At 38.6% G+C, this 15,522-nt stretch carries 16 protein-coding genes; 6 read left to right on the forward strand and 10 right to left on the reverse strand.

The features are described 5' to 3' along the window. Positions 1-13 precede the first annotated feature (13 nt). Together FTU75_RS02370 and FTU75_RS02375 are read left to right on the forward strand one after the other, a co-directional pair. Positions 14-1,918 (forward strand): DUF4105 domain-containing protein, encoded by a 1,905-nt coding sequence (locus tag FTU75_RS02370; RefSeq protein ID WP_180115026.1) that lies wholly within the window; start codon positions 14-16, stop codon positions 1,916-1,918. A gap of 107 nt (positions 1,919-2,025) precedes the next feature. After that, positions 2,026-3,417, forward strand: a complete 1,392-nt coding sequence (locus FTU75_RS02375) for a diguanylate cyclase (RefSeq protein ID WP_180115027.1) — start codon at positions 2,026-2,028, stop codon at positions 3,415-3,417. Positions 3,418-3,425: 8 nt separating this feature from the next. Here FTU75_RS02375 and FTU75_RS02380 read toward each other — a convergent pair whose 3' ends face one another. The 9 genes from FTU75_RS02380 to FTU75_RS02420 form a co-directional block, all read right to left on the reverse strand. After that, the gene (locus FTU75_RS02380) at positions 3,426-3,977 is read right to left on the reverse strand and encodes a DUF4385 domain-containing protein (RefSeq protein ID WP_180115028.1); all 552 of its coding nucleotides are present in this window, start codon (positions 3,975-3,977) and stop codon (positions 3,426-3,428) included. Positions 3,978-4,047: 70 nt separating this feature from the next. Then, a complete protein-coding gene (locus FTU75_RS02385) occupies positions 4,048-4,497 on the reverse strand; it encodes a hypothetical protein (protein WP_180095037.1) in 450 nt (149 codons plus the stop codon). 248 nt (positions 4,498-4,745) lie between these two features. After that, the gene (locus FTU75_RS02390) at positions 4,746-5,102 is read right to left on the reverse strand and encodes a cupin domain-containing protein (RefSeq protein WP_180115029.1); all 357 of its coding nucleotides are present in this window, start codon (positions 5,100-5,102) and stop codon (positions 4,746-4,748) included. 120 nt (positions 5,103-5,222) lie between these two features. Further along, positions 5,223-5,771 carry a GTP cyclohydrolase I FolE gene (gene folE, locus FTU75_RS02395; RefSeq protein WP_171262632.1) on the reverse strand — a complete coding sequence of 183 codons (549 nt, stop codon included), beginning with the start codon at positions 5,769-5,771 and terminating at the stop codon, positions 5,223-5,225. A 95-nt stretch (positions 5,772-5,866) separates the two neighbouring features. Continuing rightward, positions 5,867-6,556: a Smr/MutS family protein gene (locus FTU75_RS02400; protein ID WP_180108297.1), complete on the reverse strand. Its 690-nt coding sequence runs from the start codon at positions 6,554-6,556 to the stop codon at positions 5,867-5,869. Between the two features lie 111 nt (positions 6,557-6,667). Next, positions 6,668-7,651, reverse strand: coding sequence for a hypothetical protein (locus tag FTU75_RS02405; RefSeq protein ID WP_180110057.1), 984 nt, complete (start codon positions 7,649-7,651; stop codon positions 6,668-6,670). A gap of 106 nt (positions 7,652-7,757) precedes the next feature. Continuing rightward, a complete protein-coding gene (gene trpC / locus FTU75_RS02410; protein ID WP_180108178.1) occupies positions 7,758-8,564 on the reverse strand; it encodes an indole-3-glycerol phosphate synthase TrpC in 807 nt (268 codons plus the stop codon). 16 nt (positions 8,565-8,580) lie between these two features. Beyond that, positions 8,581-9,627 (reverse strand): anthranilate phosphoribosyltransferase, encoded by a 1,047-nt coding sequence (gene trpD / locus FTU75_RS02415; protein ID WP_078191968.1) that lies wholly within the window; start codon positions 9,625-9,627, stop codon positions 8,581-8,583. Between the two features lie 18 nt (positions 9,628-9,645). Next, complete coding sequence (locus tag FTU75_RS02420) at positions 9,646-10,230, reverse strand: aminodeoxychorismate/anthranilate synthase component II (protein WP_218945341.1); 585 nt, start codon at positions 10,228-10,230, stop codon at positions 9,646-9,648. Positions 10,231-11,108: 878 nt separating this feature from the next. On the opposite strand from FTU75_RS02420, the gene glnA reads away from it, so the two are divergent. After that, positions 11,109-12,524 carry a type I glutamate--ammonia ligase gene (gene glnA / locus FTU75_RS02425; RefSeq protein ID WP_171263711.1) on the forward strand — a complete coding sequence of 472 codons (1,416 nt, stop codon included), beginning with the start codon at positions 11,109-11,111 and terminating at the stop codon, positions 12,522-12,524. A 96-nt stretch (positions 12,525-12,620) separates the two neighbouring features. Continuing rightward, positions 12,621-12,899, forward strand: coding sequence for a hypothetical protein (locus tag FTU75_RS02430; RefSeq protein ID WP_180101921.1), 279 nt, complete (start codon positions 12,621-12,623; stop codon positions 12,897-12,899). 84 nt (positions 12,900-12,983) lie between these two features. Here the strand turns inward: FTU75_RS02430 and FTU75_RS02435 are convergent, their stop codons facing one another. Continuing rightward, the gene (locus FTU75_RS02435) at positions 12,984-13,898 is read right to left on the reverse strand and encodes a polysaccharide deacetylase family protein (protein ID WP_180115030.1); all 915 of its coding nucleotides are present in this window, start codon (positions 13,896-13,898) and stop codon (positions 12,984-12,986) included. A 202-nt stretch (positions 13,899-14,100) separates the two neighbouring features. Between FTU75_RS02435 and FTU75_RS02440 the strand changes: the two genes are divergently transcribed. Together FTU75_RS02440 and ubiA are read left to right on the forward strand one after the other, a co-directional pair. After that, the gene (locus FTU75_RS02440; protein WP_180115031.1) at positions 14,101-14,586 is read left to right on the forward strand and encodes a chorismate lyase; all 486 of its coding nucleotides are present in this window, start codon (positions 14,101-14,103) and stop codon (positions 14,584-14,586) included. 22 nt (positions 14,587-14,608) lie between these two features. Then, positions 14,609-15,490: a 4-hydroxybenzoate octaprenyltransferase gene (gene ubiA, locus FTU75_RS02445; RefSeq protein WP_180084131.1), complete on the forward strand. Its 882-nt coding sequence runs from the start codon at positions 14,609-14,611 to the stop codon at positions 15,488-15,490. The last annotated feature ends 32 nt before the right edge of the window (positions 15,491-15,522 follow it).

Genomic DNA, 15,522 nt, shown 5'->3' on the forward strand with positions numbered 1-15,522 from the left:
TGAATATAACTGAATGAAATCAATTGCTTTATTTTGTACTTTTATGATTCCGAGCATCATATATGCTCAGCAAGTTGTAGATTCTACTCCCTCTAAAACCGTAGAGTTACAGCGATATATTGAACTTGCACAATCAAAAAAACTGTCTGAACACATCAGTTGGCAACGACTTTTATATACAGATCATAAAGGACAAAGTGAAGTTGCTTTTTCAGGTTACTTTCTAGCTGAAAATGGCCGTCAAAATGCCCAAGCCGAATTAGAGGCAGGTGTCGCTGCACTATTTCAAACCGCCGAACCTAATCAAGCCTTTCGTTGTCGTTTCCCTGCGCGTAGTCAGTGGCTGATGCAAGAGTTATCCATCCGTTCAGAGCAGTTACCAGTAGTGAGTTGCCCTGAGTTTGATGAATGGTTTGGGAAAATTAAGCCTTATAAAGCAACATTAATCTACGCCACAGACTTTATGGGGAATCCAAGTTCTATGTTTGGACATACCTTGTTGCGTCTCGATCCGAAAGATCAGAAAGAGCTAAATTTGGTGTCCTATGCCATTAACTATGCAGCGACAGTTGCAGGTGAAGATAACTGGTCTTATGCATGGAAAGGCTTAACAGGGCAATATCCTGGTGAATATTCCTTAATGCCGTACTACCGTAAAGTGAAAGAATATGGTGATTTTGAAAGTCGTGATTTGTGGGAATATGAGCTAGCACTAACCGAGCAAGAAACCAGTTATTTGGTTAAACATATTTGGGAAATGCAAAATGTAAGTTTTCCCTATTATTTCGCCAGTGATAACTGTGCATATCGATTATTGGGCTTAATGGATTTGGTTCGCCCGACACTGAATTTAACCGAAAAATTTAAAGTTGCTTCCATTCCCGTTGAGACGATCAAAGCGATCAATGATGAACAACTGATTCGAGCAGCGGTTTATCGTCCTGCATTAGAAACGCAGCTTTTGTCACAAGCGCAGCAACATGGATATCGTTTAGCACGCGAAGCGCATAAACTCGCTGAAATTAAACCTGAGAACATGTCTACAGCACTCTCTCAGTTTAATGAAGTAGAGCAAGCGAAAATATTAGAAATGGCGTATGACCATCTGTATTTATTACTGATTGGGAGAAAGGTGAGTGCGGAAGAAACGCAGCCTAAATTACGTCAAATCTTGGCCTTACGTAGTCAATCTTCGCAACCAAAACAACGGACTGAACCTAAGCAGCCAAGTCTAAACCCAGTCAATGGACATCATGCGCGAAATTTTTCAGCTACAGTAGGCGAAGTTCAAGGTGAAAAATACATCGAACTCGGTCATCGTCAGGCTTATCATGATTTGATCGATCCGCAAGGTGGCTTTCGAATTGGTACGCAGTTGATGTTTTGGGATGGCTCGATTCAATATCGTGACGACCAACTCAAACTCAATCATTTTGATTTTTTATCGGTCAACTCCTACAATCCGATCACGCCATTTAAAACACCGCTAACTTGGGGTTTTAATTTTGGCTGGCAGCAAGTGTCTGTAGATGCAGGTCAATTTAGCGAAACGAAACAACATGGCGTTGCTGAATTCAAAGCACAATCTGGTTATAGCTGGGCCAATCAGGAACGTACACATTTGTGTTATGTGCAGTCTCAAATGCAGGTGCAGGGAGGCAAGTCACTTGATCAGGGATGGCGAGTGGGCCTTGGGCCGACACTGGGTTGCCAAAATATTTGGTCAGAAAAACTCAACAGTTTGGTTCAGGCAGAGCTTCCGTATTGGGAAGATACACATCAATGGAATCTGAAACTCGATGCTGAATTACAATATATCGTCAACCAACAAAATGCTTTAAGACTAGGATACGAATACCAGCAACAAGATGATCAAGATTGGAATAAATTGAAATTGAGTTATGTATTTTTCTATTAATTTTTAAAAATAGATAAAATGTGAAATATCAAAGAAATTTGTTTTTTTATGTAAGTAAAGCAAGGTATGATTGCTAGCTTTGTAATCGCTGTGGTTTGTGTCACCGAATGAATCAAGAATGTATTACAGGTCTAAGTCAGACTTGGAAAGATATTTGTGATCAATATACTGAAAATGAACATCTTGCAGCTTTGCAATTTATCCAGAAGCATGTTGAGCATTTAGTTACTGTTTTTTATGAACAAATGTCGAGAGAACCAGCGTCAGCTGAATTTTTTAAAGACGATATTATTCAAAAAAGGCTCATCGACACCTTAAGAAAATGGTTATTAGAAACATTTAATGTTGCACTAAATAATGATTTTGAAATTTCGGTTAAATGGCAGCAAAAAGTTGGAATGGTGCACGCGCGTGTCGGCATTCCGTCATGGTTGATTATGCGTGGTGTACGTGAAATAGAACGTAAAATATTTGAAATTTTAGAGCTAAACCAAACTCAAAATATTCTCCATATGTGTAGTTATATTGTACAAATTATCGGATTTAGCACTGAAATTATGTGCCGATCTTATGAAATCAATACGGAAAAAAAGCAAGAAACTAAGCATAATTATCGCTTATTTTCAGCGATGCAAGATGTTGCAGTGCATAAAGATAAACAACGTGGTTCATTGCTCAATTGGGAAAATGAATTGATGTTTAAAATCTTTTCGGGAAATGTCAGTTTCTATCATTCCTTACTTTCAAAATCAGAATTTGGATTGTGGTTTATTCATAAAGCGGCGTATGCTTTTTCGGGTTCAGATCAGGTTCAATTAATTATTGATCGAATTTATCAAGTGGATGAGCTAACGCAGCAAACCACACAAATAATGGATAAAGATCAACTGCAACATTTGATTCAACAGATTCGAGACTTAAATCGTGAAATTCAGCATTTAGTCGATCAATTATTTCAGGTGGCTGAATATATTGAGTCAGGCAATGATTCTTTGACGCAACTCCTAAACCGTCGTTATCTTAGTACTATTATTTCACGTGAAATTACTTTTGCACGTCAAAATCAAACGCCCTTGTCTTTGCTAGCCTTTGACGCGGATTACTTTAAAATGATCAATGATAAGTTTGGTCATGCGGCAGGTGATCTTGCACTGAAATTTATTGCCGAAGCTTTGCAGCGTTACAGCCAAGGTAGCGATTATGCATTCCGTATTGGTGGCGAAGAGTTCTTGTTACTCTTGGTGGACACCAATGTAAACCGTGCGATGAAAGTTGCAGAAAATATTCGCCAATATATTGAAAACGGAGTGATCCGAACAGTACAAGGTCAGCAATTTAGTTTAACCGTTAGCGTTGGTTGTGTGCAGTATAATGGTCATCCTGACTATCAACGTTTACTAGATGCTGCCGATATAGCACTCTATGCTGCCAAGAATACTGGTCGTAACCGTATTTACGTTGCTAAAACTGATCAGCAAACAAGATCATCTTCATCCTAAATGGATATTCACTTAATTTTGCTTTGTAGAAAATCTAAAAATTTTGCTTTTTGCTCTACATACTTGGGATGAACTTTAGCTTCATCCCATTTTTGTTTAAATACTCGTGCAGCAGCTGCTTTGACGGGATCCTCTTTTTGTCTTGGAAGCTCTTCGCGTCCATGTGCACCACTTAATCCTTTTTTTTCATTAGGGACTGGACCCTCATATTTTTTACCACCTTTATGGTTGGCATAGCGACGTGCACGTGTAAAACCCATCTGCAAAAATTTACGTGCCATATCTGCACCGACAAAATCTTCAGCGTCTAAATACTCTTCAAAAAGTTGCCAAATTTTGGTGCTGCTTTCGATGGCTTTTTCTTCATTAGCAAATCGCCAATAAGGCAAAATTTCAGATTTATAAGGCTCTACGAGTAATACACCTTGTTCACCACGTCCAATTCTATAAAGTTCAGGGTGTTCGCGAAAATTTATCTTTTTAAAATCTAAACTGTAATCAAAACTATTGGAATGAACGCGTGATACACGCTTAGGTGTGGGGATGGATTTATTATTCATATTCACTCCATTACAACCTTACTCTATTTCAAGCTTAAGCTAAAAAAGTAGCCCCAGTTGGGGCTACTTTTTATTTTGTCTTTTTGCTGGTGGATTTGGCTTTGGTCGTCTTGGTTCTTTCTCCCTTAGACTTGCTTGCCTTAGCATCCGTTTTCTTTGCTGTTGAAGATTTTTTTGTTGCTTTCTTCTCAGCTTTTGGCTTTTCATCTTTAACTTTAGTGCTTGTTTTTGATGTGCTGGCTTTTTTAGGGGCCTCTTTTTTGTCAGCTTTAGATTTCGGCGAACTTTTAGTTGACGCAGATTTTTTAGCTTTTACTTTTTCATCTTTAGTTGCAGCTTCTTTTTTAGAAGTGCTGTCCTTAGATTTTTTTTCAGCAGTTTTCTTTGTTGCTTTGTTTGAATCTTTACTCGATGCTTTAGCTGATTTTTTTACTTTATCCTCATTCTTTTTTGCAGTTTTTGCCGTAGTTTTCGCTGTCTTTTTCTCATCTTTTTCAGTTGTCTTTTTTGCGGCTACCATAGTGATCACCCTTAGTTAGTAAAAAAAGAAAATAGCAATGAATCTAAAGGATTCATCTTGTTTTCAATGTACGGACTAATCTTGAATATGGGGGGTGAAATCATGTTATGAAATGTTTAATTTATGAACAGAAATACATTAAGTAATTGATATCAATTTTATGCTGTAGTTTTGAGTTACAAGTCTTACAGCACGGTTACAAACAATATTTTTAAAAGATATTTTTTCAAAATAAATATTTTGGGCGATTAAACTTCTACAACCACATAGTATTTTTTGACGGCTTCGACAACTTCAAACTTGCCCTGAAACGATGGGGGAATAATGCCCGCATGGCCAGCAGAAACTTCGATATATCCGCCTTGTTGATCATGAATACGTACTAATCCTTCAAGGATAGTAAAAAACTCTTGTTTGTTCGGTGCAAAGACAATATTCCATGCGCCAACTTCACATTGCCAAATCCCGCAGTCCATATTGGGGTGTACATACAGGCTTGCAGTTTCACGTTTAGGATTGCCCTGAACCAAACGGTCTGGGCGAGGGAAGTCTATGCTGTGTTTGGCTTGCGCTAAACCCTGACCGGCAATATATACATCTGACATGATTCATCCTGAAAATAGTGCTTTGCTATCAAAGCAAACGATTTGCGACATTAAAACACAAATAAAAAAAGCCTCAAGAGTTTGAGGCTTTTTTTATGAGTGCTAACGCTGAATGTTCTATTAATAGCTTTCTGGAACTGCACTTAAAAATTCACGACGTTCTTCTTTATTGGTTTTAAAGTCACCGACAAAAGAAACGGTACGTGTTGTAGACTCTTGTTTACCTACACCACGCATCATCATGCACATGTGAGCTGAATCAATCACCACAGCAACACCACGCGCACCAGTCACTTCAGCCACTGCTTCAGCAATCTGCTGAGTAAGGTTTTCCTGAATTTGTAAGCGACGGGCAAACATTTCTGTAATACGTGCGAATTTTGATAAACCTAAAACATTGCCTTCTGGGAGATAAGCAATATGTACACGGCCATAAAAAGGCAATAAATGGTGCTCACACAAAGAATAGAATTCGATATTCTTAACTAAGACCATTTCACGGTTATCGGATGGGAAAACCGCATTGTTGGTCACTTCTTCAAGTGTCTGGCTATAACCAGAAGTAAGATATGAAAAAGCTTTAGCAGCACGCATAGGCGTATCTTTAAGACCCGGGCGATTCAGATCTTCACCAACGGCAGTTAGGATATTTGCGTAGGATTGCTGCATAGACATAAGACGTGTTCACTTACACTGAGAGATTGAACAAGGACGGCATTGTAACAGAAAACTATTACAATGCCTTCTTTTGGAGTTAAATCCGATTATTGTTTAAACTGTGGTTTTTTTTCTGCACGTTTAAGCAGAACCAGTACAGCACCTGTGCCGCCTTGTTTTTCTGGGGCGCTCACAAATGCCAATACATCACGATGTTGACGTAACCAACTATTTACATAAGTTTTTAAAATTGCTTCTGGACCTTTGCCATGCACAATTTTAATGACGTTTTGATTGTCATCTTTCGCCATTTGAATAATTTGCAGCACGGCAGAACGGGCTTCTTCAACAGTGCAACCGTGTAAGTCGACAGCTTCAAACCAACGTAGATTACCAGCTTTTAAATCTTCAAAAACTTTATGTTGTAAGGTTGCAATGCGATAGCTTAAAGCAGCTTGACTGGCAACAGGGTTGAGCATCGCTTGCGTATCAGAAAGTAATGCATCATCTGTTTCCATAGGACCAATTGCAGCAGCACGTTTAGCCAACGTTTGCGCATCAGGTTTTTTACGACCCACTTTTTCCATTTTTGCAATATTTCCTGCATTCATTTTTTGAACACCTTGCATTTGCTTTTGGAAAAGCGCGAAGTCTTCTTCCTGCTCTTGTTCAACAGTCTTTGGCGTTGGCTCAGGCTGTTTAGCAATCGTTGAGGAATGTGGATTCGTAATTTGCTTTTTAAAAGATTTCAGTAGGTTGTACTGATCTTTTGAAAGCGAAGAATCGTGTTTGCTCATAATGAAAAAACGGGAAATATACAAAAATTTAGTGCAATTATAGCCTTAAATGGCACTGATTTGAACTGGAAAGACTTTATATAAAGAAGATCTCTTAATTCATTACAAGTCCTATTTGGGCTTCAAAGTTGAATTAATTAATTTAATAACTTTTTTATTTTTATATTGTTCTGCAAGAGCTAATGCTGATTGTTCTTCATTAAATTTAGAAATACACACGATTTCGGTTGAAGCGCCTTTTTCAAGTAAATAAGAAATTATCTGATATTGATTTAGGCGGATAGCTTTACCTAATGGGGAGCATCTAGTGAAATAATATGTTTGTGGTTCAACTTCATCTACTACAAGTTCATTTATTTTTCTCAGCTTCATTTTTTTGATGAAAGAAATATCTGTGTGCTCGATAGCCGCCATAATTAAGGTGGTATCATAAAATTCATTGTTTTCACCAAAATTTAAATATTCAAGATACAATTTTTTGGCTTTTTCATAATTATCAATATCATTTTTCTGTGTCAGGTTCTTTATCGCCTTTTGGAAAAAATCATTCATATCATCAAAATCATTTATTGCTGCATGGAACATGAATATATTTATTAAATATGGCTCATCAGCTAAATTCTTTTTCAATAAATGAGGGGTATCTTTATAAAAAATTTGTTCAAAATGATTTAATTTTTCCATGGAAATAGGGTGAGATTTAATATTGATTGGTTTTGATAAAGAATTTTTATGTCCTTTAGAAATAGAAAAATAGGTTGAATTTTCAATATTCTTGTTTTTAGTATTGATTGAGTAATTAATGACTATTGGTAAGCCTTGATAACTAATGATTTCAATTTGATTATTATTGAAATCATAATTTTTGCCCTTTAGCACGTTAGTATTTATATTTGGAAAAATTTGATTTAGGTCAATCTGCGCAGCAATGATGCCTTCGGGCATAGTGGAAATATTAAAGTAGAGGATATGATTTTGGTCAATATGATACGGTGAGCCAGTATAAAGAGTTATATTTTTTGCCCAACTTATCTGGTGTAGTGAAACCAAGATTAATGAAATGAATAGAAGAGTAGAAGAAATAATCGACTTCATTATTTTTAATTCTCAATTGAATAAAAATTATAAAAAGGATGTGTAATTTTTTTAATATGGATGCAAAGTAGAAAAAGGGTGAGCGAACTCACCCTACATATTTCATTTATATTTTATCAGACACACCAAACAGCTCCTTAAACGCCTGATCAGGGCGTGGCTGCTTCATAAAACTTTCACCGACCAAGAAGGCATGAATGTCATGTTCTTGCATCATGGCAACATCCGCAGGTGTTGCAATACCGCTTTCTGTCACAAGTAGGCGAGAAGGTTCAAGTAACTTCTTCAAACGTAATGATGTATTGAGGTCAACATCAAAGGTTTTTAAATTACGGTTATTGACGCCTAGTAGACAGTTGTCAGAAAGACGCATTGCACGCTCAAGTTCTTCTTCGTCATGTACTTCAACCAACACGTCGAGATTGTGCTCAAAAGCAGTTTTCGACATTTCTTCGAGTTGTTGATCAGACAAACAAGCCACGATTAATAAAATACAGTCCGCATGTAAAGCGCGTGCTTCAATTACACCATAAGGGTCAATTAAAAAATCTTTACGTAGCGCAGGTAAGTCACAGTTCGTACGTGCAATCTGAATGTTTTCATCGGCACCTTGGAAAAAATCCACATCGGTGAGAACAGACAAACATGCCGCACCAGCATCTTGATACTGCTGCGCAATTTCAGCAGGGTTAAAGTTTTCACGAATGATGCCTTTCGATGGTGATGCCTTTTTAATTTCAGCAATCACCCCCGGACGTTTAGAGCCGAGGTTTTGTGCAAAACCTCGAACAGGTGTAGCTGCTTGAGCTAGCTCTTCGACATCTTTATAGCTACGTTGTTTAAGACGGGCTGCAAATTCTTCTTTTTTACGGTCAACAATTTTACCCAAAATTGTATTGGCGATATCTACCATGATTTGAGTCCTAATCTTAAGCTTCGTATTCTTTTAAAGTTTTCGTAAATTCAGACAAAATGCCCATTTTCTCTAGTGCTTGACCGCCATAAATAATGTCATGTGCTAATGCAACACCTTGTTTATAGCTATTGGTTAAGCCTGAAACATAGATACCGGCACCTGCATTTAGGGCAATCATATTCGCGGCTTTATCACCGAGTGCAGATTTGTTTTTACCTAAAGCATCTTTGATCAATTTTAGACTTTCCGCAGCACTATCTACAGATAGACCTGTTAAGGTTTGCGACTCTATATCTACAGCTTCCGGCTGAATTTCCCATTCAGTGACTTCGCCATCCTTGAGTTCAGCAACATAAGTACTTGATGCAAGGCTAATTTCATCTAAACCGTCTTTAGAATGCACCACCAAGACATGTTCTGCACCAAGCTGTTTTAAAACTTCAGCCATAGGACGACATAATTCTGTAGAGAAAACTCCAATCACAAAACGTTTTACGCCGGCCGGATTCGTAAGCGGGCCAAGTAAGTTGAAAATACTACGGAAGCCCAATTCTTTACGTGGACCAGCAGCATATTTCATGGCTTTATGATGATTAGGTGCAAAGAGGAAACCCACGCCCATTTCACGAATACAACGTTCAGTTTGCTGCATGTTCAGGTCAAGGTTAATTCCTGCTTGTTCTAAAAGATCAGAAGAGCCTGATTTTGATGAAACACCACGACCACCATGTTTAGCAATAGTTGCACCTGCTGCTGCAATAACAAAACTAGACGCAGTAGAGACGTTAAATAAGTTTTGACCATCACCACCTGTACCAACGATATCCACCAAATGTGGCAGATCACTGACATCAATTTTGATCGCAAATTCACGCATTACACGTGCTGCGGCAGTGATTTCATCAATACTTTCACCTTTTTGGCGTAAGCCCATCATCAGTGCGCCAATTTGAGCATCGGTTGCTTCACCTTGCATGATGGTGCGCATCACTTCTTCCATTTGAGGTTGAGTGAGTTCAATATTTTTCGTGATGTTATTTAAAGCTTGTTGAATATTCATAATATTTTTTGCACTCGATTATGCGTAAATTTCTAAGAAGTTTTTAAAGATTTGATGGCCATGTTCACTAAGAATCGATTCAGGGTGAAACTGCACGCCTTCGACAGGCAATGTCTTATGTTTAACGCCCATGATTTCTTCCATCGTGCCATCTTCTTCATTGGTCCAGCAGGTCACTTCTAAACATTCTGGCAAAGTCGCTTGATCAATCACCAAAGAGTGATAGCGAGTAGCGGCAAATGGAGAAGGGAGGTTGCTGAAAATGCCTTGATCGCTGTGATACATGTCAGATAAACGACCGTGCATCACTTTTTTAGCGCGAATAATATCGCCGCCAAAAGCTTGTCCTATGGCTTGGTGGCCTAAACACACACCCAGTAAAGGAATTTTTCCCGCAAAGTGTTGAATCGCAGGAATTGAAATGCCTGCTTCACTTGGCGAACAAGGGCCAGGACCAATGACTAAATACTTCGGTTGCCATCGCTCGATATCTTCTAAAGTCACGGCATCGTTACGTACAACTTTTACTTCTTGATTTAACTCGCCAAAATATTGGACGATGTTGTAGGTAAAAGAGTCATAATTGTCGATCATCAAAAGCATGAGCGTATTAACCTTTGAAATTTATGCACTTAAATGTGCTTTGAATAGTCCGAAATGATTCTAAATAGTTGTATATTGACCCAAATATCGTGTGGATATTTTAAATAGAAAAATAGTGAAATATTTAGAATGCAGCCAATCATAGCAAATATTATTCAATTTCTGCTGAACAATTTCGCCAAAGTTCATCGCAACTGAAATCATTTCAATAAATTTTCGACTTATAAATTTGGGATTTAATTTGAACAAGACATTAGGCTGAATTTAAGTGGGTAAAATATGTTCAATTGATATTTTAAAAAGATCTGCTTGATGTCGTTAAAAATAGCAATTCAGGCTCTAGATGGAAAAATTTGAACCGTTTTGAAGCAAAATCACCAAAATGGAGCACAATTAATGTAAAGGTAAATTGATTAAAATTAAAACAAAATGATTAAATTAACGTCGAAAAATGGGTACTTTACGGGCTCAAAAAACCTAGATATCGATCATTAATTCAGTTATTACGCCAGTATTTTTCCATTTATAACTAGCTAAGCCATTAGTTTCTATCGTATTTAAATTCGACCTTAAAGCTTTGATAAAATCTCAATGATTTTATCGTTGAAAGCGATTAATCATTTTGGTGCAAAACCAAGTTGCACTATTTTGATACACCTGCGAGAAGTTTTTAAACAAAAGTGATGAAGAGTGGCTGAATATGGTGCATTTACTGTTACACACAGTATAATAGTCGAAAAGCTAGGAGCTAAAATCTTCTATTCTGATAAGGAATTCAATATTTTAGCTTGGCTTTTAAAAGTTGGTACGGTAATTGCTTAATAACTACCAACTACTAACACGCACTTCAGTGTGCACAAAAAAATCATCGGAGCAAAATGAGCATGGCGAACAAGGTCCTTCAACTCATCCAAGAAAGTGGCGCAAAATGGGTCGATTTTCGCTTTACTGATACTAAGGGTAAAGAACAACACGTAACTTACCCAGCAGATTCAATCGACGAAGATACGTTTGAAGATGGCAAAATGTTTGATGGTTCTTCAATTGCTGGTTGGAAAGGCATTGAAGCATCTGACATGATCTTACGTCCAGATGCAGAAACTTGTTTTATCGACCCGTTCTTTGCAGAAGCTACAGTTGTTGTGACTTGTGATGTTATCGAACCTTCAACTGGTCAAGGTTATGAACGTGACCCACGCTCTATTGCTCGCCGTGCGGAAGAATACCTAAAATCAACTGGTATCGGTGATACTGCTTATTTTGGTCCAGAACCAGAATTCTTCGTATTTGACGAAGTAAAATGGGACATCGATATGTCTGGCGCGCGCCACACATTAATCGCTGAAGAAGCTGCTTGGTCTACTGGTAAAGATTACGAAGCGGGTAACTCTGGTCACCGTCCACGTGTGAAAGGTGGTTACTTCCCAGTTCCTCCTGTTGATTCTTCACAAGATATGCGTGCAGATATGTGTGCAAAAATCGAAGACATCATGGGCCCAGGTCGTGTAGAAGTACATCACCACGAAGTTGCATCTTGCCAGCTTGAAATCGGTGTAAGCTTCAACACTATGGTTCGTAAAGCGGACGAAGTTCAACAGTTCAAATATGCGGTTTGGAACGTTGCTCACCAATATGCTAAAACTGCTACGTTTATGCCTAAACCAATGGTTGGCGATAACGGTTCTGGTATGCACGTTCACATGTCGATCTCTAAAGACGGCAAGAACTTGTTTGCTGGTGATGAATACGCTGGTCTTTCAGAAATGGCGTTGTACTTCATTGGTGGTGTGATCAAACACGCTCGTTCATTGAACGCAATCACAAACCCATCAACTAACTCGTACAAACGTTTAGTTCCACATTTCGAAGCACCGATTATGCTTGCTTACTCAGCACGTAACCGTTCAGCTTCTATTCGTATTCCTTATGTTTCTAGCCCTAAAGGCAAACGTATCGAAGCACGTTTCCCTGATCCAATGATGAACCCGTACTTAGGTTTCGCTGCACTTCTTATGGCTGGTCTTGACGGTATCCAAAACAAGATCCACCCAGGTGAAGCTGCTGACAAGAACTTGTACGACCTTCCTCCTGAAGAAGAAGCTAAAATCCCTACAGTGGCTCATAGCTTAGATATGGCGCTTGAAGCTCTTGCAGCTGACCATGATTACCTTCTTAAAGGTGGCGTGTTCACTAAAGAAATGCTTGATGCCTACATCGAACTTAAAACTGAAGAAGTTCGTCGTCTTAACACGACTACTCACCCAGTTGAATTCGACATGTACTACAGCTTGTAATTCTGTACAGAATTTCACTGTAAAAAGACCCGCCTTGTGCGGGTTTTTTTATGAGATGGGTTAAGATAAAGCAAAGAGTTGAATGAATATCTAAACATGGCAAAACCACGTAAAAAACATACCGGTTTTTTTCCTTGGATTGATCCAGCGGATCAAGCAAAGGGATTTAAACTCAACTTCTCAGAAGTGACTTATTTGGAAGTGGGGCGGACCGTTGAAGGTTATAAGCAGGCTGAATTTGTCGAACTGAAAAACCCAGAGCTGGCATTGGAGTTTGAATACCCTGAAAGTTTTTATATTACCACCGAAGGGCTGGTTTTAATAAAAACGCCGCAAGGCAAGTTTGAAGCCATTGCCAAGACAGATAACTTTTAATTTAACACGATAATATTGAATTGAAAAAAATGACCTGCAACACAACAGGTCATTTTTATTGAATATCCAGTAATTCACCAACCGTCATTGCAAACCATGCTGTTTTAGATTATCGATTTCATAAGGCGCATCTTCGGCGGGGTAGCGTAAGTTTTCTAATCCTTTGGTTTTGGCAATAGACCAAATTACACTTTCACCCGCAGGGATGTTTTGGCTGTGCTGCGTATATAAGGGATCTTGCAGGGCGTCTGCTGCTGAAATAAAAGTCCAGCCATGCTGCTGAAAAGCAGTAATGACATCCTTTAAAAATGCGGCATTAATAGCATTCACATGTAAAAGTAAAACATGCTGTGGCGAACGATTTATGGTGAGCTGGGCAAGTTGGTCATAATAATCTGCTCGGTGAAGCAGGTGAGCAATATATGCTTGTTTTAGTCGGTCTAATTTGTCCTGATCTTGCAGTTTGGCATAGTCGAGATATTTTCGGTTATAAAACCAGTCACTGGCATCGATACTCACACCGCCAATGCGGTATTGATGCTGCTCTAACCATTGATAGACAGCATCACGTTTTTCAGCGCTATTACCTTCTTTTAAAAATGGATAGCGGTAAATACGTGTGTAATTCGGCAACGTTTTTAGCACGGTATCCGCATGTTCAATGCTGTGTAGATAATCGTGTACAGTGACACTTTGTTTATTCAGGTTTTGGTGCGATGCGCTGTGATTGCCAATCAGATGGCCAGATTGTCCCCACGCTTGAATCAGTTGTTTACCTTGATAATCGCCAATTTTAATCAGGCTAGGGAAGACAATAGTTTTGATTTGTTGATCATGCAGATGTTTTAAAATTTGAGCATTGATTTGTTCCGCTTGTGCGTTAAACGCTGGATTTAATCCATCATCAAAACTGAGTGCAATAGATTTTGCTTGAACCGTGATATTGGTACAAAGTAAAACGAAAAAAATAAAAACATGTAGCGGGTAAAATGGAAACATTATGCTTGTGTAATTTAGTGGTTATCCACGACATCATACTGTGTATGTGAGGTTTGTGTTGATTGCATATGTAATGAAGTGCTTAAGCTGTTTTGGTTTTGCTCATTTTACTGAAAACAAGCTATGGGTCATGAAAAACGATGTTGAGTTGGTTACACTAATGATTCGCTATACTCAGCAAATGGTTAAAGGGAAATGAAATATGCAGCGTCAAGCATGCGAAATGCGGGATAAAAGAATGTCTCCTGAATTAAGAACATGGTTGTATGCTTCGGGTTCATTAACCCAACAATTAACAGATTTTGCCCAAGGTGTATTTAAAGTTGAGCCGAGTATTGAGCAATTTCAACGCATAACGCTTCAAGATGCACGGTGGCTACAAATGCCAATACAGCACACAGCTTGGGTACGTGAAAGTTATTTATATGGCTGTGAAGCTGAGCCGTGGGTCAAAGCAAAAAGTATATTTCCAATCCTCAGTATACAAGGGCGTGCGCGGATTTTTCAGCATATTGGTAAAAAACCGATCGGACATTTTTTATTTCAACGGACCAATCCGAAGTGCGAGCGGCGTGTACTGTGGCTAGACGATGGTTGGACACGTCAGAGCTGTTATACTTGGCATGGTTGTAAATTTATTGTTCAGGAAACTTTTTTAGAAAGTTTTGAGCAATATTTGCAGAAATAACATTACCAGATGAAGGACAGTCATGGCCGTGGTGCAACAGATTACTTGGCAGCAGCGTTTAGAAGCTTATTACTATTTATGTCGCTTCGATAAGCCAATTGGCACGGAACTGGTTTTTTGGCCAACCATGTGGGCACTGTGGATTGCTAATCAAGGAACACCGCAATTCAGTATTTTGATTCCCATGATTTTGGGCACGATATTTATGCGTGCAGCAGGTTGTGCGATTAATGACTTTGCTGACCGTAAAGTCGATGGTGCTGTGGAAAGAACCAAGCATCGTCCTTTAGCCACTGGGGTGATTAGTGCTAAAGAAGCTATATATGTGTTCTTGATCTTGGTGCTTGCTAGCGCATGTATGTTGTTCTTTTTACCGATAGAAACTTTTTATTGGTCCTTTGGTGCATTGTTTTTAGCGTTCATTTATCCCTTTATGAAACGCTACACGCATCTGCCACAAGTATTTTTAGGCGCGGCATTTTCATGGTCGATTCCTATGGCTTATACCGCTGTGGGGCAAACACCTGATTTGACTTGCTGGTTATTGTACTTTGGTAATTTGGCGTGGACCGTTGCATATGACACACAATATGCCATTACTGACCGTGAATATGACTTGAAAATTGGCGTGAAATCAACTGCGATTTTATTTGGTAAATATGATATTGAAATCATTTCTTTATTACAGGCGCTAAGCATTGTACTGATTGGTTCTGCGTTGTATTTAGAAGATCTCTTGATGCCATTTGGTTTAGTTGCAATGTTGGCTGTGGCTGCCGATTTTATTTACCAATGGACTAAAACTAAAGACCGTGATCCGCAGTTATGTTTTTGGGCGTTTCGCCATAACCGTTGGGTAGGGTTTATGATTTTTATTGGAATTTTTATGGCATTGGCTCTTTAATGTCATTGATCTGAAACTTTTTAAAATGAACT

The sequence above is a fragment of the Acinetobacter sp. YH12140 genome (assembly GCF_013418475.1).
In the GTDB taxonomy this organism is placed as follows: domain Bacteria; phylum Pseudomonadota; class Gammaproteobacteria; order Pseudomonadales; family Moraxellaceae; genus Acinetobacter; species Acinetobacter amyesii.